This window comes from Streptomyces sp. NPDC096046, from assembly GCF_040303285.1.
In the GTDB taxonomy this organism is placed as follows: Bacteria; Actinomycetota; Actinomycetes; order Streptomycetales; family Streptomycetaceae; genus Streptomyces.
In genome coordinates, this window is the sequence record NZ_JBEOSZ010000021.1 from 52127 (window position 1) to 77307 (window position 25181).

Annotated in this window: 20 protein-coding genes and 1 pseudogene; 11 read left to right on the forward strand and 10 right to left on the reverse strand. The window is 71.1% G+C overall.

Annotation, left to right across the window (positions count from 1 at the left end; translation table 11 throughout):
- Positions 1-162 precede the first annotated feature (162 nt).
- Complete coding sequence (locus ABTX62_RS19740; protein WP_352117361.1) at positions 163-1398, forward strand: DUF5005 domain-containing protein; 1236 nt, start codon at positions 163-165, stop codon at positions 1396-1398.
- On the opposite strand, the gene ABTX62_RS19745 is transcribed toward ABTX62_RS19740, so the two are convergent.
- Positions 1334-2344, reverse strand: a complete 1011-nt coding sequence (locus tag ABTX62_RS19745) for a bile acid:sodium symporter family protein (RefSeq protein WP_352117428.1) — start codon at positions 2342-2344, stop codon at positions 1334-1336. The genes ABTX62_RS19740 and ABTX62_RS19745 overlap by 65 nt on opposite strands.
- Positions 2345-2506: 162 nt before the next feature.
- On the opposite strand from ABTX62_RS19745, the gene ABTX62_RS19750 reads away from it, so the two are divergent.
- The 3 genes from ABTX62_RS19750 (at position 2507) to ABTX62_RS19760 (ending at position 6461) form a co-directional block, all read left to right on the forward strand.
- Positions 2507-3385 (forward strand): LysR substrate-binding domain-containing protein, encoded by an 879-nt coding sequence (locus ABTX62_RS19750; RefSeq protein WP_352117362.1) that lies wholly within the window; start codon positions 2507-2509, stop codon positions 3383-3385.
- A 300-nt stretch (positions 3386-3685) separates the two neighbouring features.
- Complete coding sequence (locus tag ABTX62_RS19755) at positions 3686-5512, forward strand: AMP-dependent synthetase/ligase (RefSeq protein ID WP_352117363.1); 1827 nt, start codon at positions 3686-3688, stop codon at positions 5510-5512.
- A 157-nt stretch (positions 5513-5669) separates the two neighbouring features.
- On the forward strand, positions 5670-6461 hold the full coding sequence (locus ABTX62_RS19760) for an aldo/keto reductase (RefSeq protein WP_352117429.1): 792 nt from the start codon (positions 5670-5672) through the stop codon (positions 6459-6461).
- A 158-nt stretch (positions 6462-6619) separates the two neighbouring features.
- Here ABTX62_RS19760 and ABTX62_RS19765 read toward each other — a convergent pair whose 3' ends face one another.
- Positions 6620-7531: a class I SAM-dependent methyltransferase gene (locus ABTX62_RS19765; RefSeq protein ID WP_352117364.1), complete on the reverse strand. Its 912-nt coding sequence runs from the start codon at positions 7529-7531 to the stop codon at positions 6620-6622.
- 130 nt (positions 7532-7661) lie between these two features.
- Positions 7662-9386 (reverse strand): glycoside hydrolase family 6 protein, encoded by a 1725-nt coding sequence (locus tag ABTX62_RS19770; protein ID WP_352117365.1) that lies wholly within the window; start codon positions 9384-9386, stop codon positions 7662-7664.
- A gap of 454 nt (positions 9387-9840) precedes the next feature.
- On the opposite strand from ABTX62_RS19770, the gene ABTX62_RS19775 reads away from it, so the two are divergent.
- On the forward strand, positions 9841-12759 hold the full coding sequence (locus ABTX62_RS19775) for a glycoside hydrolase family 48 protein (protein ID WP_352117366.1): 2919 nt from the start codon (positions 9841-9843) through the stop codon (positions 12757-12759).
- 214 nt (positions 12760-12973) lie between these two features.
- The gene (locus tag ABTX62_RS19780) at positions 12974-15622 is read left to right on the forward strand and encodes a cellulose binding domain-containing protein (protein ID WP_352117367.1); all 2649 of its coding nucleotides are present in this window, start codon (positions 12974-12976) and stop codon (positions 15620-15622) included.
- Positions 15623-15774: 152 nt separating this feature from the next.
- On the opposite strand, the gene ABTX62_RS19785 is transcribed toward ABTX62_RS19780, so the two are convergent.
- On the reverse strand, positions 15775-16773 hold the full coding sequence (locus ABTX62_RS19785) for a helix-turn-helix transcriptional regulator (RefSeq protein ID WP_352117368.1): 999 nt from the start codon (positions 16771-16773) through the stop codon (positions 15775-15777).
- A 39-nt stretch (positions 16774-16812) separates the two neighbouring features.
- Between ABTX62_RS19785 and ABTX62_RS19790 the strand changes: the two are divergent.
- Together ABTX62_RS19790 and ABTX62_RS19795 are read left to right on the forward strand one after the other, a co-directional pair.
- Positions 16813-17287, forward strand: a pseudogene (locus ABTX62_RS19790) (hypothetical protein).
- Positions 17284-17760, forward strand: a complete 477-nt coding sequence (locus ABTX62_RS19795; protein ID WP_352117369.1) for a hypothetical protein — start codon at positions 17284-17286, stop codon at positions 17758-17760. The pseudogene ABTX62_RS19790 and the gene ABTX62_RS19795 overlap by 4 nt, the downstream one beginning before the upstream one ends.
- Here the strand turns inward: ABTX62_RS19795 and ABTX62_RS19800 are convergent.
- Entirely contained in the window at positions 17729-18469 is a 741-nt protein-coding gene (locus ABTX62_RS19800; protein WP_352117370.1) for a class I SAM-dependent methyltransferase, read from the reverse strand. The genes ABTX62_RS19795 and ABTX62_RS19800 overlap by 32 nt on opposite strands.
- Positions 18470-18473: 4 nt before the next feature.
- Positions 18474-18779, reverse strand: coding sequence for a 4a-hydroxytetrahydrobiopterin dehydratase (locus ABTX62_RS19805; protein WP_352117371.1), 306 nt, complete (start codon positions 18777-18779; stop codon positions 18474-18476).
- A gap of 135 nt (positions 18780-18914) precedes the next feature.
- On the opposite strand from ABTX62_RS19805, the gene ABTX62_RS19810 reads away from it, so the two are divergent.
- Positions 18915-19721 (forward strand): helix-turn-helix domain-containing protein, encoded by an 807-nt coding sequence (locus tag ABTX62_RS19810; protein WP_352117372.1) that lies wholly within the window; start codon positions 18915-18917, stop codon positions 19719-19721.
- Here ABTX62_RS19810 and ABTX62_RS19815 read toward each other — a convergent pair.
- Positions 19703-20128, reverse strand: a complete 426-nt coding sequence (locus ABTX62_RS19815) for a hypothetical protein (protein ID WP_352117373.1) — start codon at positions 20126-20128, stop codon at positions 19703-19705. The two genes, ABTX62_RS19810 and ABTX62_RS19815, sit on opposite strands and share 19 nt — an antisense overlap.
- A gap of 240 nt (positions 20129-20368) precedes the next feature.
- Here ABTX62_RS19815 and ABTX62_RS19820 point away from each other — a divergent pair, with 240 nt between their 5' ends.
- Together ABTX62_RS19820 and ABTX62_RS19825 are read left to right on the forward strand one after the other, a co-directional pair.
- A complete protein-coding gene (locus tag ABTX62_RS19820; protein WP_352117374.1) occupies positions 20369-21232 on the forward strand; it encodes a Sco1979 family transcriptional regulator in 864 nt (287 codons plus the stop codon).
- A gap of 135 nt (positions 21233-21367) precedes the next feature.
- On the forward strand, positions 21368-21835 hold the full coding sequence (locus ABTX62_RS19825; RefSeq protein ID WP_283971052.1) for a nitrate reductase molybdenum cofactor assembly chaperone: 468 nt from the start codon (positions 21368-21370) through the stop codon (positions 21833-21835).
- Positions 21836-21948: 113 nt separating this feature from the next.
- Here ABTX62_RS19825 and dnaK read toward each other — a convergent pair whose 3' ends face one another.
- The 3 genes from dnaK to ABTX62_RS19840 form a co-directional block, all read right to left on the reverse strand.
- Positions 21949-23808: a molecular chaperone DnaK gene (gene dnaK / locus ABTX62_RS19830; protein ID WP_352117375.1), complete on the reverse strand. Its 1860-nt coding sequence runs from the start codon at positions 23806-23808 to the stop codon at positions 21949-21951.
- Between the two features lie 63 nt (positions 23809-23871).
- Positions 23872-24612: a glycerophosphodiester phosphodiesterase family protein gene (locus ABTX62_RS19835; protein ID WP_352117376.1), complete on the reverse strand. Its 741-nt coding sequence runs from the start codon at positions 24610-24612 to the stop codon at positions 23872-23874.
- A 122-nt stretch (positions 24613-24734) separates the two neighbouring features.
- The gene (locus tag ABTX62_RS19840) at positions 24735-25163 is read right to left on the reverse strand and encodes an OsmC family peroxiredoxin (protein ID WP_283971055.1); all 429 of its coding nucleotides are present in this window, start codon (positions 25161-25163) and stop codon (positions 24735-24737) included.
- Positions 25164-25181: the final 18 nt, after the last annotated feature.

Sequence of the window (25181 nt, forward strand, 5' to 3'; positions counted from 1 at the left end):
TCGCGCCCACCGCACCGGCGCACGGCTCGACGACGTCCGCGTGTGGAACCGGGCCCTGAGTGACGAGGAGCCGGCCTCCGGCACCTCGGGCGCGGCCCCGCGGGGCACGGTGCTGTGGCTGCCCATGGACCGGGTGAGCGGCAGCAACTAACGTCACGGACCGTGCCCGACGACTCAGGAGCAGCACGAGCACGACAGCGCACGGGAACCGGGATCGGCCTTCTGCTGGTCCTGGTTCTCGGCGCCGCGCTGCTCATCGGCCTGCCGGACGACGACGGTTCGGACGACGGCGCCTGCCGGGGCCGCACCGTCGGCTCCTGGAAGGCGGACGACGGCCTCACCGCCGAGTTCGCCCGCTACGGCGGCGACGCGAGCCGCACCGACGACTGGACCGGCGGCGACGGCACCCACTCGGTGCGACTGCCGGACGGCCGGGTGCTGTGGCTGTTCTCGGACACCTTCCTGGGCCAGGTGTACGGACCGCCCAACCCGCACGGCGAGCCCTACGCCTGGCGGGACCCGACCACACCGCTGGTGCGCAACTCGGCCGTGCTGATGCGCGACGGCCGGCTCGAATCGACCCTGCCGGCCCCGCTGTTCGCCGATCCGGCGCCCGACCAGTGGCGCTGGCCGGTCGCCGCCCGCGTCGAGCCCCGCTCCCCCGGCTCCCCGGAGCAGGTCGTGCGGGTCCTGCTGTGGGTGCGCACGGCGGGCCAGGCTCCCTGGATCTACGGCGTTCCCACCGCCACCGAGGTCGCCACCCTGTCGCTGCCCGCGCTGCGCCTGGAGTCGATCGTCGAGGTGCTGGACCAGAGCGCGGTCCCCGACCCGTCCCGCCGCGTGCTGTTCGGCACGACGCTGGTCGAGGAGGACGGCTGGACATACGTGTTCGGCGGCGACGACGGCCGGGCCGCCTCCCGCCCCGCCTCGCACGCGTACGCGGCCCGGGTGCCGGAGGGCGGGCTCGCTGATCCGGACGCCTGGCAGTACTGGAGCGGCTCGTCCTGGGTGCCCGGCGCCCGCCCCCGGCCGGTGCTCGGCGACGGGCGGCGCACGGGTGTGGGCAGCGCGTTCACGGTCGTCCGGGACGGCGGCACCTATGTGCTGTTCACGATGGCCGCCGGCCCGAAGGGCCTGACCACCGTGGCGTCCTACTGGGCCTGCTCCCCGGCCGGACCGTGGCACGGTCCGGCGAAGGAGTTCAGCCCCTCGCTGCCGCAGGGGCAGGTGGCCGCCTACAACCCCCAGGCGCATCCGGTGCTGAGCGGCGGGGGACGGCTCGTCCTGAGCTACGACGTCAACTGGCTCGGGACGACGGGCGCCGCCGCCCAGCTCAGCCGGAACGTGTCCCTGTACCGGCCACGGTTCGTGACGCTGCGCCTGGCCGCGGTGCGGTGAGCTCGCCCGCCGCTTCCCGTGCGCGCCGCTTGGCGATCACCGCGCACACGATCAGCTGCATCTGGTGGAAGAGCATCAGCGGCAGCACGGCGAGCGCCGCCTGCGCGCCGAACAGGACGCTCGCCATGGGCAGCCCGGCGGCCAGGGACTTCTTCGAGCCGGCGAACTGGATCGCGATCCGGTCCGCCCGGCCGAAACGCAGCGCCTTGCCGCCGTACCAGGTGAGCAGCAGCATCACGGCGAGGATCACCGCCTCGACGACGACCAGACCGCCGAGCCGCGCGGGGCTGACCTGGTGCCATATGCCCTGGACCACACCCACGCTGAACGCGGTGTAGACCACCAGCAGGATCGAGCCGCGGTCCACCAGGGCGAGGACCCGCTTACGGCGGGTGACGAAGCCGCCGATCCAGCGGCGCAGCAGCTGCCCGGCCAGGAACGGCACGAGCAGGTGCAGCACGATCTTCAGCAGCGAGTCGGCGGAGAACCCGCCGCTGCCGCCGAGCAGCGAGGCCGCGAGCAGCGGGGTGGCGATGATGCCGACGAGGGAGGAGAAGGAGCCCGCGCAGATCGCCGCGGGCACGTTGCCGCGGGCCATCGAGGTGAAGGCGATCGACGACTGCACGGTGGACGGGACGAGTGTGAGGAAGAGCAGACCCTGGTAGAGCGGGTGCGTCAGGATCACCGGCACCAGCCCCCGGGCGGCGAGCCCGAGCAGCGGGAAGACCACGAAGGTGCCGGCCAGGACGGTGATGTGGAGCCGCCAGTGCCGCAGCCCGTCGAGCGCCTCACGGGTGGACAGCCTGGCGCCGTACAGGAAGAAGAGGAGGGCGACCGCGGCGGTGGAGGCACCGGAGGCGAGGTCGGCGGCCGATCCGCGCGCCGGGAAGAGTGCGGCCAGGCCCACCGTCCCGAGGAGGAGCAGGATGTAGGGGTCGATCGGCATCCACTGCGGCCACTGCAGGCGTTTCACGGTGCTCCACTTGCTTGGTGCTTCCGTCGGTCCGGAGGGCCGTGGCGGCCCCCTCCCATCCTGCTCCCCCGGTCGGCGATCGGGAATCCCGTACACCGCTCTCACTGTCATCGCGATTCGCGATAACGTGGCACCATGTACGACCCCGCGCATCTGCGCACGTTCCTGTCGGTGGCGCAGACGCTGAGCTTCACACAGGCCGCGCGGCGGCTCGGACTGCGGCAGTCCACCGTCAGCCAGCACGTGCGGCGGCTGGAGGACGCCGCCGGGCGGACGCTGTTCACCCGGGACACGCACTCGGTGGAGCTGACGGAGGACGGCGAGGTGATGCTCGGTTTCGCCCGCCGGATCCTGGAGGTGCACGAGCAGGCGGCGGCGTTCTTCACGGGCACCCGACTGCGCGGCCGGCTGCGCTTCGGCGCCTCGGAGGACTTCGTGCTGACGCGGCTGCCCGAGATCCTCGAAGGCTTCCGGCACGAGCATCCGGAGGTCGACCTGGAGCTGACGGTCGAACTGTCGGGCACGCTGCACGAGCGGCTGGCCGCGGGGAAGCTGGATCTGGTCCTGGCCAAGCGGCGGCCCGAGGACCCGCGGGGTGAGCTGGTCCGGCACGACCGGCTGGTGTGGATCGGCGCGGAACGCCTCCGGCTCGACCCGGACCGCCCGGTGCCGCTCATCGTCTACCCGCCGCCGGGCATCACCCGCACGCTCGCCCTGGAGGCCCTGGAGCGGCAGGGCCGCCAGTGGCGCGTGGCGTGCACCAGCGGCAGCCTCAACGGCCTGGTCGCGGCGGCCCGGGCCGGTCTCGGCGTGATGGCCCACTCGCGCGGCCTCATCCCGCCGGGACTGGTCCGGGTCCCGGACCGGGCGGGACTGCCGGAACTGGGGCAGGTGGACTTCGTCCTGGTCCACGGCCGGCGCCGGCCGTCCGCCCAGGGCGCGGCGGACGCCCTGGCGGCGGCGGTCCTGGCGGGCGGCGACCGGCTGCACCGCAGCGAGCGCAAGGGACTGTGACGAAGCGGAGTAACAGAATCCGCCGTCGTCCCGCTGACAGAAGAGACCCCGCTCGACGGCGCGCCGCACGACACCGGGGCTCGTACAGATTCGGTGGAGATTACAGCACCGAAACTTACTCAACCGTCAGGAATGTGTCCGGCCCTTCCCCATGTGAGCGCTTTTTCCCTCGCTGACCAGCTCGGACCGGAGCGGTGCTCACCTTCGCGCCCCCTCCCGTCCCCTGTCCGGGTGGGGTAGCTTTCACGGCGCTGTGCGGGGCGTCACTCGACAGGAGCGCTGAGGAGCGGGGAGCGGGGTTTGCGCGAGTTCACCAACCCTCCGTTGGCGTTGGCACCTCCGGTGGGCGGTCTGGCCGACGTGGTCTTCGAGCATGCCCAGGAAGACCCCCTGCACATCGCGCTGGGCCGCAAGGACGACTCCGGCCAGTGGCGGGACGTCACCAGCGCCGAGTTCCGCGACGAGGTGCTCGCCCTGGCCAAGGGCCTGCTCGCGAGCGGCATCCGGTTCGGCGACCGGGTCGCGATCATGTCCCGCACGCGCTACGAGTGGACCCTGTTCGACTACGCCTTGTGGACCGTCGGCGCCCAGGTCGTCCCGGTCTACCCCACGTCCTCCGCCGAGCAGTGCTTCTGGATGCTGTACGACGCCGAGGTGACGGCAGCGGTCGTGGAGCACGAGGACCACGCGATGACGATCGCCACCGTCATCGACCGGCTGCCCCAGCTGCGCCGGCTCTGGCAGCTCGACTCCGGTGCCGTGCACGAGCTGTACGACGCGGGCGCACACCTCGACGACGAGGTGGTGCACCGCCACCGGCAGGCCGTCACACCCGACTCGGTCGCCACGATCATCTACACCTCGGGCACCACCGGCCGCCCCAAGGGCTGTGTCATCACGCACGGCAACTTCATGTACGAGGCGGACACGGTCATCGAGCGCTGGAAGCCGTTGTTCCACTCCAAGCGCGGCGACGAGGCGGCGACCCTGTTGTTCCTGCCGCTCGCGCACGTCTTCGGGCGGATGGTCCAGGTCGCCGGGATCCGCGGCAAGGTCAAGTTCGGCCACCAGCCACAGCTGAACGCGGCGGCCCTGCTGCCGGACCTGGCCGCGTTCAAGCCGACGTTCTTCCTGGCCGTGCCGTACATCTTCGAGAAGGTGTTCAACGCCGCCCGCCGCAAGGCCGAGAAGGAGGGCCGCTCCGGCCCCTTCGAGAAGGCCGTCGACATCGCCATCAAGTACGCCGACGCGATGGAGGCCAAGGCCTGGGGCACCGGCCCCGGCCCGTCGGCCGGCCTGCGCATGCAGCACCAGCTGTTCGACAAGCTGGTCTACGCCAAGATCCGCGCCGCGATGGGCGGCCGCATCAAGCACGCCATGTCCGGCGGCTCGGCGATGGACCGCCGGCTCGGGCTGTTCTTCGCCGGGGCGGGCGTGCACATCTACGAGGGCTACGGCCTGACCGAGTCGACCGCCGCCGCGACCGCCAATCCGCCCGACCGCACCCGGTTCGGCACGGTCGGCCGGCCCATCCCCGGCATGACCGTGCACATCGCGGACGACGGCGAGATCTGGCTGCGCGGCGAGAACGTCTTCCAGGGCTACCTCAACAACCCCAAGGCCACCGACGAGGCCCTGCACGACGGCTGGCTCGCCACCGGCGACCTCGGCGCACTCGACGAGGACGGCTTCCTCACCATCACCGGCCGCAAGAAGGAGATCCTGGTCACGTCCGGCGGCAAGAGTGTCTCGCCCGGTGTGCTGGAGGAACGCGTCCGGGACCACCCGCTGGTCAACCAGTGCATCCTCGTCGGCAACGACCGTCCGTACATCGCCGCCCTGGTGACCCTCGACCAGGAGGCCGTGGAGCACTGGCTGGCCATGCGGGCCAAGCCGCGGATGTCCCCGGCGGAGCTGGTGCGCGACGCGGATCTGGAGACGGAGGTGCGGCGCGCCGTGGTCGCCGCCAACACCCTGGTCTCCCAGGCCGAGTCGATCCGCACCTTCCGCATCCTGGCCCAGCCGTTCACGGAGGAGCACGGGTTGCTCACCCCGTCCCTGAAGCTGAAGCGCAAGGCGATCGAGAAGGCGTACCACAACGAGGTCGCGGCGCTCTACCGGGCGTGACCCCGCCCCCACGGGGCAGGTGTGGCTGCGGAATTCTCCCGTCAGGAATGCATCACCGCCCGTGATCGTTCACGATGGGAGCACACCTGACCACTTACCGAAGGATCGAGAGCTCGTGAGCAAGGTCCCCCCGATCATCCTGAACAACGGCGTGGAGATGCCCCAGCTGGGCTTCGGCGTCTGGCAGGTGCCGGACGACGAGGCCGAGACGGCCGTCGCGGCGGCGCTGGAGGCCGGGTACCGCAGCATCGACACCGCGGCGATCTACGGCAACGAGCAGGGCACCGGCAAGGCGATCGCCGCGGCCGGTCTCCCCCGTGAGGAGCTCTTCGTCACCACGAAGCTCTGGAACGCCGACCAGGGGTACGACTCCACGCTGCGCGCCTTCGACACGTCGTTGGAGAAGCTCGGCCTGGACTACGTCGACCTGTACCTGATCCACTGGCCGACGCCGGAGCGGGGTCTGTACGTCGACACCTACAAGGCGTTCGAGAAGCTGCACGCCGACGGCCGGATCCGGGCCATCGGTGTCTCCAACTTCCTTCCCGAGCACCTGGAGACCCTGATCGGCGAGACCTCGGTCGTCCCGGCGGTGAACCAGATCGAGCTGCACCCCCACCTCCAGCAGGAGGCCGCCCGTGCCTTCCACGCGGAGCGGGGCATCGCCACGGAGGCCTGGTCGCCGCTGGGCCAGGGCAAGGGCCTGCTGGAGGTCCCGGCGATCGTGGCCATCGCCCGCAAGCATGACCGCACCCCGGCTCAGGTGGTGCTGCGCTGGCACCTCCAGCTGGGCAACGTGGTGATCCCGAAGTCCGTGACGCCGTCGCGGATCAAGGAGAACATCGAGGTCTTCGACTTCAGCCTCGACGACGAGGACCTGGCGGCGATCAGCGCCCTGAACGAGGACCGGCGCCTGGGCCCGGACCCGGCGGAGTTCAACGGAGCCTGAGCCGTGTCGGGGAGCGCCCCGGCCCCGGGCCCCGGTGGGCCGGGCCCGGGGGCGCCGCCGGTTCAGCGCCCGCTCAGCCCGGCTGCCCGACCGGCCGTTCGACCACCGAGTCGACGTCGTCCCCGTCGGGCAGCATCCGAAGTCGAGGGCCGCCGCCGCTACGCGGGCCGGACCGCCGTGTGCACCGTGTGGGCCTCCAGGACGAACACGTCCGGGCGGTGGTGCAGGCTCGCCTCGTCGTCGGGGTCGAGCAGACGGTCGACGGTCGCGAGGTCCTCGGCGTCGAGCCCCTCGGTGAGCTTGTCGCGCATGTGGGACAGGGACGCCACGACGTAGGCTCGCGCCCGGTCCGAGGCGGGCGCCGGGAGGTCGAGCAGGAAACTGTGCGTCCTCGTGTGCTTGAGGCCCGCGGCGGCCAGCAGGGCCGGCCAGTCCTCCGTCTCGGCGACGTGCCCGGGCAGGTCGGTGCGCATCCGGGTGAACCATTCCGACTCCACGGCGTCGATCCGCGCCTGGAGACCGGGCCGGCCGATGCCGATGTCGCGCGGCAGGAACCGCAGGGGCAGACCGCCCTCCATGAGGGCCAGGGTGCCGCCCGGCGCGAGCCGCTGCGCGAAGGCTGCCAGCGCGGCCCGCTGGTCGCCCAGGTGGTGCAGGCTGCGGCTGGCCCAGAGCAGGTCGGCGGGGTATTCCAGCTCGCCCAGCACGTCGGGCAGGTCACCGGCGAGCGTGCCGAAGCGGTCGGCGACGCCCTGCCGCTCGGCCCGCGCCCGGGCGCGTTCCAGCAGCGCCGCGGAGCCGTCCACCGCCACGATCCGCGCGCCCGGGAACGTCTCCGCGAACAGGCACGACACGACGCCAGGACCGCTGCCCGCGTCGACGATCAGGCCCGGTTCGGTCACCTCCTTCGCGAGCCAGCCCAGCGCCCGTTCGTACAGGGACGCGAAGAGTTCCGCCGAGGACTCCAGCATCGGGCCCATCTCGGCCCAGTCGAGATCCGTGTGGTCGTGATGATGTCCAGGCTCAGGCCTGTGCTCGTGCCGGTGGTCGTGGTCGTGCTGGTGCGCCATGGTGGTCAGCCTCTCGCTCGGATGTTGTCAGCGTGCGCCGACGCACCGATCGGAGGCCACTGCTGTTGCCGGTGCGGCAAATCCGCCGGGGCCCGGAGCCCCGGCGGATCTGCCGGTCAGCGGAGGCGGTTCAGGACAGCGGCGGGTACGCGTTCTGCATCAGCTGCCGGAACTGGGCGGAGAACCAGTGTCCGGACACCGGTGCGTCCGGCAGGGCACCGGACGGGCTGTTGCCGTTGCGCGGGTTGCCCTCGTACGTCGGGTCGCACATCCGGTCGAAGCCCTTGCCCTCGGTGTTCGGGATCTCCTTGCTCGACCCGTCGGACTCGCCCGGGGGCTTCATCCACACGTAGGCGTCGATCCCGGCGGCCGGGCTGGCCTGCGGCCGCTCACCGAGGCCGGCTCCGGACTGGTTGCACCAGTTGCCGGGGTTGATGCGGCGGTCGTAGCGCCCGCCGTCGACGTACGTGTCGACGCTGGTCGTCGCACCCGGTCCGGTGGGTCGTGCGGTGCCGCCCCAGCCGTTGCGGGAGGTGTCGATCAGCATGCCGATGCCGGAGTTGAAGCCGACGGAGACCAGCTGGTTGCGGAACGCCTGGGCGAAGGACAGCTCGTCGACGTAGCGGTTCCAGTCGACCCACTTCGACTCACGGACGGACTTGCCGGCCACGTTGTCGCCGATGGAGAAGTGATCCTCCTTCAGGGCGCTGTAGTTCGCCGTGTTGGTGATGAAGCCGTGGACGTCGTTGACGGTGGCGCCCTCCGTGGTCGCCGCCTCCTTGAACAGGGTGGCGCTGGGCCCGAAGTTGTCGTCCCAGCCGATCCAGCCGTGGTGGCCGGCGTCCACGTAGTTGTAGACGTTGGGCACGTCACCCAGCTTGTTCAGCGCGTAGCCGACGCCCTTCTGGTAGTTGCCGTTGGCCTTCATCACGTCGCACTGCGGGGTGGCCGTCGCACGGCTGCCGGTGTTGGTGACGAGGTTCGGCAGCGAGTCGATCTCGACGGTGGTGACGATCCGCAGCGAGGAGTACTTCGAGTCGGCGAGGATCGCCTTGATCGGGTCGATGTACTCCGTCCTGTAGCGGCCGATCTCGTCGGCCTTCAGCTCACCGTTGGAGGCGAGGGCGGCACAGTCACGGCCGGGCAGGTTGTAGATGACGAGCTGCACGACGAGTTCGCCGGAACCCTTCTGGCGCAGCGCCTCGTCGAGGTGGGCGCGCAGGCCCATCTTGCCGCCCGCGCCGTTGATGGCCGCGGTCCGGTCCAGCCAGACACCCGTGGGCTGGTTGGAGATGCGGCTGCCGCCCGGCTCGGCGGCCGCATTCGCGGACCACTCCGGGTTCACGTACACCTTGGCGCCGTCGTAGGGGTTGTTCACCCGGTTGCCCGGGCCGCCCGGGTCCGGCGGATCGGTGGGTCCACCGGGGCCGCCGCCGCCGTCGACGTTGCAGGTCACGCCGTCGAGGGTGAAGGTCGCCGGGATCGCGTTGCTGCCGCTGTAGCTGCCCTGGAAGCCGAAGCTGACCGAACCTCCCGTCGCCAGCCGGCCGTTGTAGGACTCGTTGGCGGCGGTCACGGCGGCACCGCTCTGGCTGATCTTGGCGTTCCAGCCGCTGGTGACCTTCTGGTTGCCTGCGTAGGACCACTTCAGCGACCACGAGGACTTGGCGGCGCTGTTGTTGGTGACGGTCACGGCGGCGGTGAAGCCGGTGTTCCACTCGTTCTGGATCTTGTAGTCGACGGTGCACGGGACGGCGGCGACGTCGGCACCGCCCGCGTCGACGGCGAAGGCGGTGCCGGTCGCACCACCGACCAGGGCCATGGCGGCCAGTAACGCGGTTCTCGTACGGCTCATGAGTGGGGGTCCCTCTTCCGTTGGGGTTCCTTGCGATGTCCGCGGTTGCGTGGGGGGTTCGTCAGGCGCGGTGAGGCTTCACGCGGGCAGGGCGATGCCGGGCGGCGACGTACGTGACCGAAGCGGGGCGGCAACGGTCCGCCGCAGGCGGGCGTCCGGCGCCGGCGGCGGCTCAAAGCACTGAAGGCGGGGGGTGTCGCATGAGCGACTCCTTGCAGGTCGGGCGTGCCGTGACGGACGCGTCGACTGATGGAACCGCTCCCACTGGTGCCAAGGAAGGTAGCGCCAAGTGACAGTAAAGAACAGGGAAGTTGCTGACTTTTGCCCAAGGCGGGGCGTCGAATCTTTTCGACTCTTCAAGGACCTTGACCGGTACCTGACGGGTCCGCACTATGGGAGCGCTCCCACTGGTTCAAGCCTTGACTTCTCCGAGCCGCAAGGAGGGACCAGCACCATGCATCCCCCACCCCGGAGACGCGGAGCGGTGCGGCGGTTGTGGACCGCCGCCCTCGCAGCTCTCGCGCTTCCGTTGACGATGCTCTCCTCAGGGTCGACCACCGCGCAGGCGGCGGCACTTCAGTGCAGTGTCGACTACAAGACGAACGACTGGGGCTCCGGTTTCACGGTGGACCTGACCCTCACCAACCGCGGCACGGACGCCATCGACGGCTGGACGCTGACCTACGCCTACTCCGGCAACCAGAAGCTGCAGAACGGCTGGAACGGCACCTGGTCACAGTCCGGCCAGAACATCACCGTGAAGAACGCCGGCCACAACGCGCGGGTCGCCGCGGGTGCCGCCGTCTCCACCGGCGCCCAGTTCTCCTACAGCGGCGGCAACACCGCGCCGACGTCCTTCTCGGTCAACGGCACCACCTGCACCGGCGCGCACCAGCCGCCGATCGCCGTGCTGACCAGCCCGAGCGCGGGCGCCGTCTACACCCAGGGACAGGCGGTGCCCCTGGCGGCGACCGCCGCCGCCGCGGACAACGCCTCGATCAGCAAGGTGGAGTTCTACGACGACACCAAGCTGCTGGGCACGGACACGAGCGCGCCCTACACGCTCTCCGTCTCCGACTTGACCGTGGGCAGCCATTCCCTGGTGGCGAAGGCGTACGACAGCATGGGCGCCTCCGCCGACTCCACCCCGGTCGGGATCACCGTAGCCGCCGGTCCCACCCTCGTCGCCTCCCCACTCCAACTGGGCGTCCAGTCCGGCAAGTCGGGCACGTACGAGGTGAAGCTGTCCAAGCAGCCTTCCTCGAACGTGACGGTGACCTCGGCCCGCGCGAGCGGCAACTCGGGCCTGTCGGTCTCGGCCGGCGCCTCGCTGACCTTCACGCCGCAGAACTGGAACACCGCGCAGAAGGTGACCGTCACGGCCGCGGGCTCCGGTACCGGTTCCGCCGTGTTCGAGTCGACGGCCGCGGGCCATGCGAAGGCCTCGGTCACCGTCACCCAGCTGGCGGCGGCGAAGGTGTACGACGCCCGCTTCCTGGAGCTCTACGGGAAGATCACCAACCCGGCGAACGGCTACTTCTCCCCCGAGGGCATTCCGTACCACTCGGTCGAGACGCTGATCGTCGAGGCACCGGACCACGGTCACGAGACCACCTCGGAGGCGTACAGCTACCTCCTGTGGCTCCAGGCCATGTACGGGAAGGTGACGGGTGACTGGTCGAAGTTCAACGGCGCGTGGGACCTCATGGAGAAGTACATGATCCCCACCAAGGCCGACCAGCCGACCAACTCCTTCTACAACGCCTCCAAGCCGGCCACCTACGCCCCCGAGCTGGACACGCCGAACGAGTACCCGGCCAAGCTCGACACCGGCGTCTCGGTCGGCACGGACCCGATCGCGGGCGAGCTGAAGAGCGCCTACGGCACGGACGACGTCTACGGCATGCACTGGCTCCAGGACGTCGACAACGTGTACGGCTACGGCAACTCGCCCGGCAAGTGCGAGGCGGGCCCGTCGGACACCGGCCCCTCGTACATCAACACCTTCCAGCGCGGTGCGCAGGAGTCGGTGTGGGAGACGGTGCCGCAGCCGACCTGTGACGCCTTCAAGTTCGGCGGCAAGAACGGCTATCTGGACCTGTTCACCGGCGACGCCTCCTACGCCAAGCAGTGGAAGTTCACCAACGCGCCGGACGCCGACGCGCGGGCCGTGCAGGCCGCCTACTGGGCGGATCTGTGGGCGAAGGAGCAGGGCAAGGGCTCCGCCGTCTCCGCGACGGTCGGCAAGGCCGCCAAGATGGGCGACTACCTGCGCTACTCGATGTTCGACAAGTACTTCAAGAAGATCGGCAACTGTGTCGGGCCGTCGACCTGTCCGGCCGGCACCGGCAAGGACGCCTCGATGTACCTGATGTCCTGGTACTACGCATGGGGCGGCGCCACCGACACCTCGGCCGGCTGGGCCTGGCGCATCGGTTCCAGCCACGCACACGGCGGCTACCAGAACCCGCTGGCCGCCTACGCGCTCGGCAACTACGCGCCGCTGAAGCCCAAGTCGGCGACAGGCGCGGCGGACTGGGCCAAGTCCATGGACCGGCAGCTGGAGTTCTACCGCTGGCTGCAGTCGAGCGAGGGCGCCATCGCCGGCGGCGCGACCAACAGCTGGGCGGGTCGGTACGCGTCCCCGCCCGCCGGGAAGTCGACGTTCTACGGCATGTACTACGACGAGAAGCCCGTGTACCACGACCCGCCGTCCAACCAGTGGTTCGGCTTCCAGGCGTGGTCCATGGAGCGGGTCGCCGAGCTGTACCAGCAGACGGGGAACGCGAAGGCCAAGGCGGTCCTCGACAAGTGGGTCGACTGGGCGCTGTCCGAGACCACGTTCAACCCGGACGGCACCTTCCGCATCCCGGCGACGCTCCAGTGGTCGGGCCAGCCCGACACCTGGAACGCCTCCAGCCCCGGCGCCAACAGCGGACTGCGCGTCACCGTCGCCGACTACTCCAACGACGTCGGTGTGGCCGGCGCGTACGCCAAGATCCTGACGTACTACGCGGACCGCTCCGGTGACACGGAGGCGGCGGCGGCGGCGAAGAAGCTGCTGGACGGCATGTGGGACAACCACCAGGATGCCCTCGGGATCGCCGTCCCGGAGAACCGGGCCGACTACAACCGGTTCGACGACCCGGTGCACATCCCCAGTGGCTGGACGGGCACGATGCCGAACGGTGACGCGATCAACTCGTCGTCGACGTTCGACTCGATCCGCTCCTTCTACAAGGACGACCCGGCCTGGTCGAAGATCGAGAGCTATCTCGCGGGCGGCGCGGTGCCATCGTTCACGTACCACCGGTTCTGGGCTCAGGCGGACATCGCCTTGGCCATGGGCGCGTACGCGGAGCTTCTCGAATAGCCCCCGCCGGACGCTCCTCGGGTGGGCGGGGTCCCGGCTGCCGGTCCGTCGTGGCCGGCCGCGCAGTTCCCCGCGCCCCTGAAACAGCAGGTGTGTCCGACGCTCCGCGTACCCGGCCCCGCACCTGACGCGGGGCCACCACGGCCGGGCGGCTCCCCCGCACGGGAGTCGCCCGGCCCTCGCACGTTCCCCCTCCCGCGGAAGGAACCCCACCGTGCGAAGAACCCGTATCCTCACGGCCGTGCTGGCGCTGGCGGCCGGCCTGCTGTCGGGCGCCCCCGCCGCCCTGGCCGCCGACCCGCCGTCGCCGCGGATGGCCGCCGACACCTACACCTGGAAGAACGCCCGGATCGACGGCGGTGGCTTCGTCCCCGGGATCGTCTTCAACCGCTCCGAGAAGAACCTGGCCTACGCCCGCACGGACATCGGCGGCGCCTACCGCTGGCAGGAGTCCTCGAAGACCTGGACGCCGCTGCTGGACTCGGTCGGCTGGGACGACTGGGGGCACACGGGCGTCATCGGCATCGCGTCCGACTCCGTCGATCCGGACCGGGTGTACGCGGCGGTGGGCACGTACACCAACAGCTGGGACCCGAAGAACGGCGCGGTCATGCGCTCCTCCGACCGGGGCGCGAGCTGGCAGAAGACGAATCTGCCGTTCAAACTGGGCGGCAACATGCCGGGGCGGGGCATGGGCGAGCGGCTGGCCGTCGACCCGAACCGGAACAGCGTGCTGTACCTGGGGGCGCCCAGCGGTAAGGGGCTGTGGCGGTCGACGGACGCGGGCGTGACCTGGTCGCAGGTCGCGAACTTCCCCAACGTGGGCGACTACGTGGCGGACCCGAGTGACACGTCCGGCTACTCCAGCGACAACCAGGGCATCGTCTGGGTCACCTTCGACGAGTCCACGGGCACGTCCGGCAACGCGACGAAGACGATCTACGTCGGGGTCGCCGACAAGGACAACGCGGTGTACCGGTCGACGGACGCGGGCGCCACCTGGCAGCGGCTGGCAGGGCAGCCCACCGGCTACCTCGCCCACAAGGGTGTGCTGGACGCCGAGAACGGCTCCCTCTACCTCGCCTACAGCGACAAGGGCGGCCCGTACGACGGCGGCAAGGGCCAACTGTGGCGATACGCGACCGGGACGGGGACCTGGACGAACATCAGCCCGGTCGCGGAGGCCGACACCTTCTACGGCTTCAGCGGACTGACGGTGGACCGGCAGAAGCCGGGCACGGTGATGGCGACCGCGTACAGCTCCTGGTGGCCGGACACGCAGATCTTCCGCTCCACGGACAGCGGCGCGACCTGGACCAAGGCATGGGACTACACGTCGTACCCGAACCGCGAGAACCGCTACACGATGGACGTCTCCTCCTCGCCGTGGCTGACCTGGGGCGCGAACCCGCAGCCGCCCGAGCAGACGCCGAAGCTGGGCTGGATGACGGAGGCCCTGGAGATCGACCCGTTCGACTCGAACCGCATGATGTACGGGACGGGCGCGACGATCTACGGCACCGAGAACCTCGGGAACTGGGACAGTGGTGGCAAGTTCACCGTCAAGCCGATGGTCCGGGGGCTGGAGGAGACGGCGGTCAACGACCTCGCCTCTCCCCCGTCGGGCGCCCCGCTGCTGAGCGCGCTGGGTGACATCGGCGGCTTCCGCCACACGGATCTGACCAAGGTCCCGCCGATGATGTTCACCCAGCCGAACTTCACGACCACGACGAGCCTGGACTTCGCCGAGTCGAACCCGGACACCGTCGTCCGGGTGGGCAACCTGGACTCGGGCCCGCACATCGCGTTCTCCACGGACAACGGCGCCAACTGGTTCGCCGGCACCGACCCCTCGGGCGTGAGCGGGGGCGGCACGGTCGCATCCGCGGCCGACGGCGGCCGGTTCGTGTGGAGCCCCGAGGGCGCCGGCGTGCACCACACGACGGGCTTCGGCACGTCATGGCAGGCGTCGGGCGGGATCCCCGCAGGGGCGATCGTCGAGTCGGACCGCGTCGACCCGAAGACCTTCTACGGCTTCAAGTCCGGCAGGTTCTACGTCAGTACGGACGGCGGCGCGACCTTCAAGGAGTCCCCGGCCACCGGGCTGCCGAGCGGCGACAGCGTCCGCTTCAAGGCGCTGCCCGGCGGGAAGGGCGACGTGTGGCTGGCGGGCGGCGCCACGGACGGCGCGTACGGGCTGTGGCACTCCACGGACGGCGGGACGAGCTTCACCAAGCTCTCCGCCGTCGAGCAGGCCGACACCATCGGCTTCGGCAAGGCGGCGCCCGGCGCCTCCTACCAGACGCTGTTCACCAGCGCGAAGATCGGCGGCGTGCGCGGCATCTTCCGCTCCACGGACAAGGGCGCGAGCTGGACGCGCATCAACGACGACGCCCACCAGTGGGGTTGGACGGGCGCGGCGATCACCGGCGACCCGCGGGTGTACGGTCGTGTCTACGTCTCCACGAACGGCCGTGGCATCGTCTACGGCGACAGCTCCGGCGGCGGCACGACGGACCCGGGACCAGGCCCCGGCCCGGCGGGAGCCTGCAAGGTGACGTACAAGGTCACCAGCCAGTGGCCGGGCGGCTTCCAGGCGGACGTCCAGCTCACCAACACCGGTACCACCGCCTGGAACGGCTGGTCCCTCGGCTGGACCTTCCCGGACGGCCAGAAGCTGACCCAGGCCTGGAACGCCGGGGCCACGCAGTCGGGCGCGGCGGTGACGGCGAAGAACGTCGGCTGGAACGCGAACGTGGCGGCGGGCTCGTCGGTGGGCTTCGGCTTCACGGCGGACTGGTCGGGCACGAACACGAAACCGGTCGCGTTCAAGCTGGGCGAGCAGACCTGCGCGCTCGCCTGACCTGACCGGGTGACCCGAGGGCGTGTGCCGGCAACGGCATGCGCCCTCCGCGCGGGTCCGGACCGACCCCGCCCGCCGTGACCGACCCCGTTCCCGTCTCCGTCACCGAGACGGCCCGGTCACACGACGCGGCGGAAGGGGCGCCCACCGTGTCAGCGGTGGCTCCGACTGGACCGCGCGCCGGAGTCGGGACCGGTCGTCACCGGCCCGGCCCGATGGCCGTACCGCTGCGTCAGTTCCCTCGCGGTCCGGGCGATCCGGTCGCGCAGTTCAGGGGGTTCGAGCACCTCGATGCCGCTGCCCAGGCGCAGAAAGTCGGCGTGGGCACGGTCGACGGACTCGATGGCGACTGTGACACGGGTCCAGCCGTCCTCCTCGACGTGTGCGTCGGTCTGCGCCGGGCCGGGGAGGGGCACACCCGGTGCCAGCCGGACCACGGCCCGGGCCGGGCGGAGCCGGTCGTGGAAGTCGCGCTGGTACGCCGCCCAGTACCCGGCCAGGTCGAAGTCGCCGGGGCGGGTGAACTCCTCCTCGGTGGCGGTGAGCCGGAGGATCTGGTCGACCCGGTAGGTGCGGGGGCCGCCCGGGCCCGCGACGACGTACCAGCGGCCCGCCTTGAGGACGAGGCCGTACGGCTCCAGGCGGCGCTCCACGTCGGTGGGCTCACGCCAGCGGCGGTACAGCACGTGCACGGCCCGGTGGTTCCAGACGGCGTCGGCCACAGCCGGGAGGTACGGCGTCTCGTCGGCGTCGGCGTACCAGCCGGGCGCGTCGAGGTGGAAGCGGCCGCTGATCCGGTCGGCGTGCGGGCGCAGTTCGGACGGCAGCGCGGCGCGGACCTTGAGCTGGGCGGCGGCCAGGACGGAGCCGAGACCCAGCTGGGCGGCGGCACCGGGGGCACCGGCGAGGAAGAGCGCCTCGGCCTCGTCGGCGGTCAGCCCGGTGAGGCGGGTGCGGTAGCCGTCCAGCAGGCGGTAGCCGCCGGAGTGGCCCGCGTCGCCGTACAGCGGGACACCGGCCGCGCTCAGCGCCTCGACGTCCCGGTACACCGTGCGCACCGACACCTCGAGTTCCTCGGCGAGCTGGGCGGCGGTCATCCGGCCGCGGGTCTGGAGCAGCAGGAGGACGGAGACGAGCCGGCTGGACTTCACTGCCACAGGATGTCAGTGAAGTCGCCCTAAGGTCCCGCCATGGGCTTCACCGAGAAACTGCTGACCGTGCCCCCACCCCTCGAGGTGGCCGGCCGCCACATCAAGCGCCACCACGTCACCGCCGACCCCGCGGGCATCGAACCCGAGGTGGAGCTGCGTACGCGATCCTGCCGGAGCTGCTGCCGGAGCCGGACGGCACGCCCCCGGCGACCTTCGTCGTCCTGCACCGGGGCGGGGACGACGGCGCCTACCTGAACGCGTACAGCTGGGTGTGGGACAACGTCCTGCACTTCAAGGGCGCTGCGGCGGGACAGCCCGTGCTGGGCTGCCGGACCGCGATCCCGCCCACTTCGTCACTCCCGGACTGCCGTGGATCGGCTGCGTCTGGGAGCTGCCGCCGATCCTGCACGAGCGGGACGCCTGGGTGCGGCACCTGCTCGCGCCCGAAGTCCCGGACATCAAGGCCTACGTGGCCGACTGCCTGCCCGAACGAACCACAGGAGACCGCGCATGAGCAGCCCGCACGACTTCGACTTCTTCCACGGCGCGTGGGACGTGCGCCACCGGCGCCGCACCGACTTCCTCGACCCGGGCAGCGCCTGGACCGAGTTCCGGGGAACCAGCCTCTGCCGGCCGCTGTTCGACGGGGCCGCGAACGTCGACGAGATCGACATGCCGGGGTTGTCGGCCAAGGGCGCGACCCTGCGCCTCTTCGACCCGGACACCGAGCGGTGGTCGCTGAACTGGGCCTCCAGCCGCACGGGAACCCTGTTCCCGCCGGTCTTCGGCCGGTTCGAGCACGGACGCGGCGAGTTCCACGGTGCCGACACGTACGGCGGCGAGGAGGTCAGCGTGCGGTTCGTCTGGTCGGGTGTCTCCGCCACGTCGGCCCGCTGGGAGCAGGCGTTCTCCGTCGACGGCGGGGACACCTGGCTCACCAACTGGATCATGGAGTTCACCCGGCCTTCCGGAACGACCGCAGGCTGAACACCGGGTCGGGGCGGGGCCGGTCCTGGTCGGGCAGGCGGGCGAGACGGGCGGCGAACCCGTCGGCGAGCGGATCGCCCGGCGGTAGCGTGACGAACCAGCCCCGGCGCAGGTCGGCGATGGTCCGGCGGGGGCTGCGGCCCTGGCCCTGACCGGTGAAGCGGGCCTGTCCGGCCGGGACCAGGCCATGGGCGGCGGCGCAGGACGCGACGTCCGCCGCCGCGTCCCGGACCGGGCTGGGCGGCCGGGAGGACAGGACGACATCGATGTCACTGCCCACATTGTGGGAGGCGGCCTTGTCGACCGTCGTGACATAGATCCCGCCGGGCCGCAGCACCCGGGCGCACTCGCCGACGATGCTCCGCACCTCGGCGGGACCGGCGGCCAGATGCAGCAGCCACACACTGCACACGGCGTCGAACTGTCCGTCCCGGAAGGGCAGCCGGCGGCTGTCGGCGCGCACGACGGCACCGGGCAGCCGGGTGGAGGCCTGTCGGATCATCGCGGGGGCGAGGTCGACACCGGTCACCCGCATGCCGTCACGGGCGGCGAGCCGGCGGGTCACGATGCCCGTTCCGCAGGCGACGTCGAGCAGGGCACGCGTGTCCGGCGGCAGCAGGCTCAGCACCGCCTCCGCGGCGGCCGCCGCCCGGGGCTCGCCGCCGCGCGAGGCGTCGTACCGCTCCGCTTCCTTGTCGTAGTCGAGCACCCCGTCAGTGTGCCCCGTGCCCGGGGGCGAGGTCCTCCACCCTGCGGGCGAGCTCGAAGTCCTTCTCCGTGACGGTGCCGCCCGCGCTGTGCGTGTGGAGGGCCAGGGAGACGGTGCGGTAGCCGAGCGTGAGGTCGGAGTGGTGGTTCAGCTCCTCCTGCACCTGGGCGATGTGCACGACCATCGCCGTCGCCGCGAAGTGCGAGCCGAGCCGGTAGGACCGGATGAGGTGGTCCTCGTCGAGCGACCAGCCCGGCAGCTCGGCCAGCCGGTCCTCGATCTCCTTCTGCGACAGCGGTTCGACGGGCATGGGCTGCGCTCCTTGTCCTGCTCCGGAGTCCTCGGGGTGTTCCCTCAGCCTGCCACAGGCCGGCCGCCGAGACCCTGGTCGCCGTCGCAGGGGTGTGCCTGTCCGGCACGACCGGTTCTCGACTACGGTCCTGACATGACCATTCACGCGTCCACCGCCGAGAAGGGCGTGGGTCCCCTGCTGCGGGCCTGGCGGGAGCAGCGGCGGGTCAGCCAACTGGAGCTGGCCCTGCGCGCGGACTCCTCGGCCCGGCACATCAGCTTCGTCGAGACGGGCCGCTCCCGGCCCAGCGAGGAGATGGTGCTGCGGCTGGCCGAGCATCTGGAGGTGCCCGTGCGGGAGCGCAACGCACTGCTGCTCGCGGCCGGTTACGCCCCGCGCTATCCGGAGACCCCGCTGGACGACCCGGCGCTGGGCGCGCTGCGGGAGGGCATCGAGCGGCTGATCAGCGGCTACGAGCCGTATCCGGCGCTGGTGGTGGACGCGCTGTACAACGTGGTCGCCGCCAACCGCGGGGTCATGACGCTGGTCGACGGGGTCTGCCCCTCACTGCTCGAACCGCCGCTGAACGCGATGCGGCTGGCCCTGCATCCTCGGGGCCTCGCGCCGCGCATCCGCAATCTGCGCGCCTGGCGGGGCCATCTGCTGGAACAGATGGAGCGGCAGATCGCGCTGCACCGCTCGGAGCCGCTGCGGGCGCTGTACGAGGAGGTGGCGGCCTATCCGGTGCCCGAAACGGATCCGGCGGACGAGCCGTCGGAGCCGGTGCCGTACTTCGCGCTGCCGCTGCGGATCGAGCATGAGGGGCGCACGCTGTCGTTCATCTCCTCGATCGCCACGTTCAACACCCCGATGGACGTGACGGTCGCCGAGCTGGCCATCGAGACCCTGCTCCCGGCCGACCCGGCGACGGTCAAGTACCTTCAGGGGCTGCTGGCCTGACGCATCTTCAGGGCCGTGTGCTGGAGGACGGCGAACGCGGCCACGGTCAGGGCCTGGAGTACCGTCCACACGGCGCCCGGGGTGCTCGGCGTGAGCCACAGCACCAGTGCCGCCAGGCTCACCGCCGCCCAGGCGAGGTTGCCCTCGACGACGGCCCGCACGCCGAGCACCGGCGGGCGTCGGCGGGCGGCCAGCAGGCCCACGCCCGCCGCGTAGAGCGTGAGGAACGCGCCGAGGGTGAGCAGTAGAGTGGCGTCCACGCCGAGGAAGCGCCCGAGAGGACCGGAGAACGCCAGGTAGGCGAGCGCGTTGGCGCCGGTCACCACGGCGTCCAGGGCGAGGAAGCGGCGCAGCACGGACTGCGGCTCGGAGGTCCGGGCGAGTGCGGCGAGCTGGATGGCGGACACGGGGCATCACCCTCCGTCGGGTCGTGGTGAGGCGGCTGGGGCCGGGTCCCGGGCCGGAGTGCGCCGGACCGGGACCCGGTGGGTTCACGATCCCGTGCGGGGGACGTCCGGTCGATTACCCGCGAGGTCATGCCCCTGCCTCTGCCCGGCTTGCGCGATCTTCCCGGTGCAAGGCCCTGTGATACCCCCGGCCGGACGTGACAGACTGATCGCAGGCTTGGCACGTTGGGGAGGCGTGGCGTGAGTGAACGGCGGGCCGCACCCACCGTGGGCCAGGTGGTCCTGGGCAAGCGGTTGCAGGAACTGCGCGAGGCCGCGGGCCTCAGTCGTGACGAGGCCGCCCGGGTGCTACGGGTCGCCCCCGCGACCGTCCGGCGGATGGAGACCGCCGATGTCGCGCTGAAGATCCCGTACGTGCAGATCCTGCTGACCGCGTACGGGGTGGCCGAGGACGAGGTGAGCGCGTTCGTCGACCTCGCCGAGGAGGCGAACCGGCCGGGCTGGTGGCAGCGGTTCCACGACGTGCTGCCGGAGTGGTTCAGCCTGTACGTGAGCCTGGAGGGCGCCGCCCGGATCATCCGGTCGTACGAGCCGCACTTCGTGCCGGGGCTGCTGCAGACCGAGGGGTACGCGCGGGCCGTGCTGAAGGCCGGCACCATCGCGAACGCGGGAGCCGAGGCCATCGAGCGGCATGTGTCGCTGCGGATGGAGCGGCAGCGGCTCCTGGACCGCCCGGACGCGCCGCACCTGTGGGTCATCATGGACGAGACGGTGCTGCGGCGCCCGGTGAGCGTCGACGGCCGGGTGATGCGCGACCAACTGGACAAGCTGCTGGAGTACGCCGGGCGCGACCGGGTCACCCTGCAGATCGCCGAGTTCGCGGACGGCCCCCATCCGGGGACGTACGCGCCCTTCTCGCTGTTCCGCTTCGCCGAGCCGGAACTGCCCGACATGGTCTTCACCGAGTATCTGACCGGTGCGCTGTACCTGGACTCCCGCAAGGAGGTCTCCACGCATCTGGAGGTGCTGGACCACATGACGGCCGGGGCGGGCTCCGCGCAGCGCACGGAGGAACTGCTGCGGGAGTACCGCGAGCGCTACTGAGCTCGTCGTCTCCCGCCGTGACGTCATGGCACGGGTTCTGACCCGTACGGGCGCCGCCGACAGGTGTGCTCCCCGGCCCGCCCCTAGCGTCTGGGATGACGGGGCAGGCAAGGGAGCGCACGCGAAGGAGGTCCGATGCCCGGATTCGAGGTGCTGTACCAGGCGGCGGCGCTGTGCTTGATGTACCCCGACGACGACTTCCGCGCCCGGCTGCCGCTGCTGCGCGAAGCGGCCCCGCAACTGCGGGAGTTCGCCGACCACGCGGCCGTGACGCCGCCGAGGGAACTGGCCGCGCACTACGTCGAGGTGTTCGAGGCCGGCCAGGACCACAGCCTGTATCTGAGCGTCTGGCGGGAGGCGGCACCGGCACCCTCCGAGGAGATGTACCGCGCGCACGGCCTGGAGACCACCGGCGAGGAACCGCCGGACTTCCTGCCGGCGGTCCTGGAGTTCGCGGCCCGCACCGGCGACACCGGGCTGCTGGCGGAGCACCGCGACGGCCTGGACCAGCTCCGCACCGGCCTCACCGACTTCGGCACGCCGTACGCGACGGTCCTGGACGCGGTGTGCGCGACACTGCCGCCTGCGCACACCGAAGCCTAGGAGCCGTGTCCTTCCCTGTCCGCCGCACTCGGCCGGCAGGCCGCACGGGCCCGCTGGAGGCCGGCAGGGCGCACTGACATCATCGAAGGGGTTTTCGGCGAGGCGAGTCCGGGCTAGGCCCCCTTTTCGTCCCGGGCGTCCCGGTCCTCGTCCACGATCTCCGCGTCGACCACGCCCTCCTCGTCCCGCGGCGTGGCCGAGGGGTCCTCGGTGGGGGGCTGCTGGGTCTGTGCGTACATCGCCTGGCCCATCTTCTGGCTGACGGAGGCGAGTTTCTCGACGCCGGCGCGCAGGGCCGTGGTGTCGGCCTGCCGTTCCAGGTGCTCCTTCACCTCGGCGACGGCCGCCTCGACCTCTGACGTCGTGTCCGCCGGGATCCGGTCGCCGTTCTCGCGGAGGAAGTTCTCGGTCTGGTAGACGAGTTGCTCGGCCTGGTTGCGGGTCTCGGCGGCCTCGCGGCGCCCCCGGTCCTCCTCGGCGTACTGCTCGGCCTCGCGCATCATGCGGTCGATGTCGTCCTTGGGCAGGGCGGAGCCGCCGGTGACGGTCATCTTCTGCTCGCGGCCGGTCGCCAGGTCCTTCGCGGAGACGTGCATGATGCCGTTGGCGTCGATGTCGAACGCCACCTCGATCTGCGGCACACCGCGCGGCGCCGGCGGCAGGCCCGTCAGGTCGAAGACGCCGAGCTTCTTGTTGTACGCGGCGATCTCCCGCTCGCCCTGGTAGACCTGGATACCGACCGAGGGCTGGTTGTCCGCCGCCGTCGTGAAGATCTCCGAACGCCGTGTCGGGATGGTCGTGTTGCGCTCGATGAGCTTCGTCATGATGCCGCCCTTGGTCTCGATGCCCAGGGACAGCGGGGTGACGTCGAGCAGCAGCACGTCCTTGACGTCGCCGCGGATGACGCCCGCCTGGAGCGCGGCACCGACGGCCACGACCTCGTCGGGGTTGACGCCCTTGTGCGGCTCCTTCCCGGTGAGTTCCTTGACCAGGTCGGTCACCGCGGGCATCCGGGTCGAGCCGCCGACGAGGATCACGTGGTCGATCGCCGACAGCTTCACGCCGGCGTCCTTGACCGCCTGGTGGAACGGGTTCTTGCAGCGGTCGAGCAGATCGGCGGTGAGCTCCTGGAACTGGGCCCGGGTCAGCTTCTCGTCGAGATGCAGGGGCCCTTCGGCGGAGGCCGTGATGTAGGGCAGGTTGATCGTCGTCTCGGTCGAGCTGGACAGCTCGATCTTGGCCCGCTCCGCGCCCTCGCGCAGCCGCTGCACGGCCATCTTGTCGCGCCCGAGGTCGACGCCGTTCTGGCCCTTGAAGCGCTTGATCAGGTACTCGACGATCCGCTGGTCCCAGTCGTCGCCGCCGAGGTGCGTGTCGCCGTTGGTGGCCTTCACCTCGATGACGCCCTCGCCCATCTCCAGCAGCGACACGTCGAAGGTGCCGCCGCCGAGGTCGAAGACGAGCACCGTCTGGTCGTTCTCCTTGTCCAGGCCGTAGGCGAGGGCCGCGGCCGTCGGCTCGTTGATGATCCGCAGGACCTTCAGGCCCGCGACCTCACCGGCCTCCTTGGTCGCCTGCCGCTGGCTGTCGTCGAAGTAGGCGGGGACGGTGATCACGGCGTCGGTGACGTCCTCGCCGAGGTAGGACTCCGCGTCCCGCTTGAGCTTCTGCAGCACCCGCGCGGACAGCTCCTGCGCCCGGTACCGGGTGCCGTCCACGTCGCCCTCGTCGGGGAAGCGCCAGTGGGCGTCGCCCATGTACCGCTTGACCGAGCGGGCGGTGCGCTCCACGTTCGTCACGGCCTGCCGCTTGGCCACCTCCCCGACCAGCACCTCGCCGTTCTTGGCGAACGCCACGACCGAGGGTGTCGTTCTGGCCCCCTCCGCGTTGGCGATGACGGTGGGCTCGCCGCCTTCCAGCACGGCGACCACCGAGTTCGTGGTTCCGAGGTCGATTCCGACCGCACGTCCCATCGCTGTCCCCTTCCGCCAGGGAGCTCTTCCCATTCTCCAGCACAAAACTTGAGTGCGCTGTTGTCAATGCCGCGAAGGGGTGATCGCTCCGCGCAGCGCCACGGCGTGCCGGGGGCGGTCGGTGACGAGCACGTCGACGCGCGGGTGGGCCAGGAAGGCCCGCATGAGGGTGTCGTCGTTGACGGTCCACACCATGGTGAACAGGCCGTGCCGGGTCGCCTGGCGCAGCACACCGGCCCGGGCCAGCCGCTGGTGCACGGCGACACCGTGGGCCCCGCAGGCCCGGATGCGCCGGACGGGGAAGAGCTCGCTCAGGCGCGTCCCGGGCAGCCGGGCGAGGGCCAGCTCCCCGCGGTCACGCCCCAGGGAAAGGGCGGTGCGCACGCCCGGGTGCCGCTGTGCGACAGCGGCGACGGACCGGTCCTCCAGCGTCGTCACGACGAGCCCGTCCACGCCGAGCAGGGCCACCGCCCGGTCGATCACCTCCCGCTCGTAGCCGGTCTCCTTGAGGTCCAGGTGGGCCACGAGTCGCCCGGCGATCAGCGCCATGACCTCGTCCACGACGGGCACGGCGTATCCGGCCCGCTCGCACAGCTCGGCGTGGGTGAGCGCGGACAGCGGCGGCCCCACGGGGCCGACCCGGGGGTCGTGGTAGACGACGAGGACCCCGTCCCTGGTTCGGCGGATGTCGAACTCGACGTACTCCGCACCGGAGTCGATCGCGCCCTCGTACGCCTCCCAGGTGGCCGGGCCGGCGCGCTCGGAGCCGCCCCGGTGGGCGGAGACGGCGGGGTGCGGCGTCATCGCGTTCCTTCCGGGCCGGCGGTTCGAGGCCTCTGGTTCATACCCCGGCCCGGGGTGGTGAACCGACGACACCGCGCGGGCCGCCCTGGTGGGCGGACCCGCGCGGCGGGAGGTGCGGCCGGTCAGGCGAGCTTGGCGGTCAGCGTGATCGGGGTGGCCTTGAGGGCCTGGCTGACCGGGCAGCCGACCTTGGCCTCGTCGGCGGCGGCCTGGAAGGCCGCCTCGTCGATGCCGGGGACGGTGCCCTCGACGGTGAGATGGATGCCGGTGATGCCCTCACCGGGCTGGAAGGAGACGTCGGCCGAGGTGATGAGCTTGGTGGGCGGCGTCCCGGCCTTGTTGAGGATGTTGGAGAAAGCCATGGAGAAGCAGCTGGAATGGGCGGCCGCGATCAGCTCCTCGGGGCTGGTCTTGCCGTTCGCCTCCTCGGCGCGCGAGGCCCACGTCACCGGCTGCTCGCCGATGGCGCCGGAGGAGTCGAAGGTGACGACACCGCTGCCCTCGAGCAGGTTGCCTTCCCAGACCGTGTGTGCGGAGCGCGTGGTAGCCACGAGTTCTTCCTTTCGCAT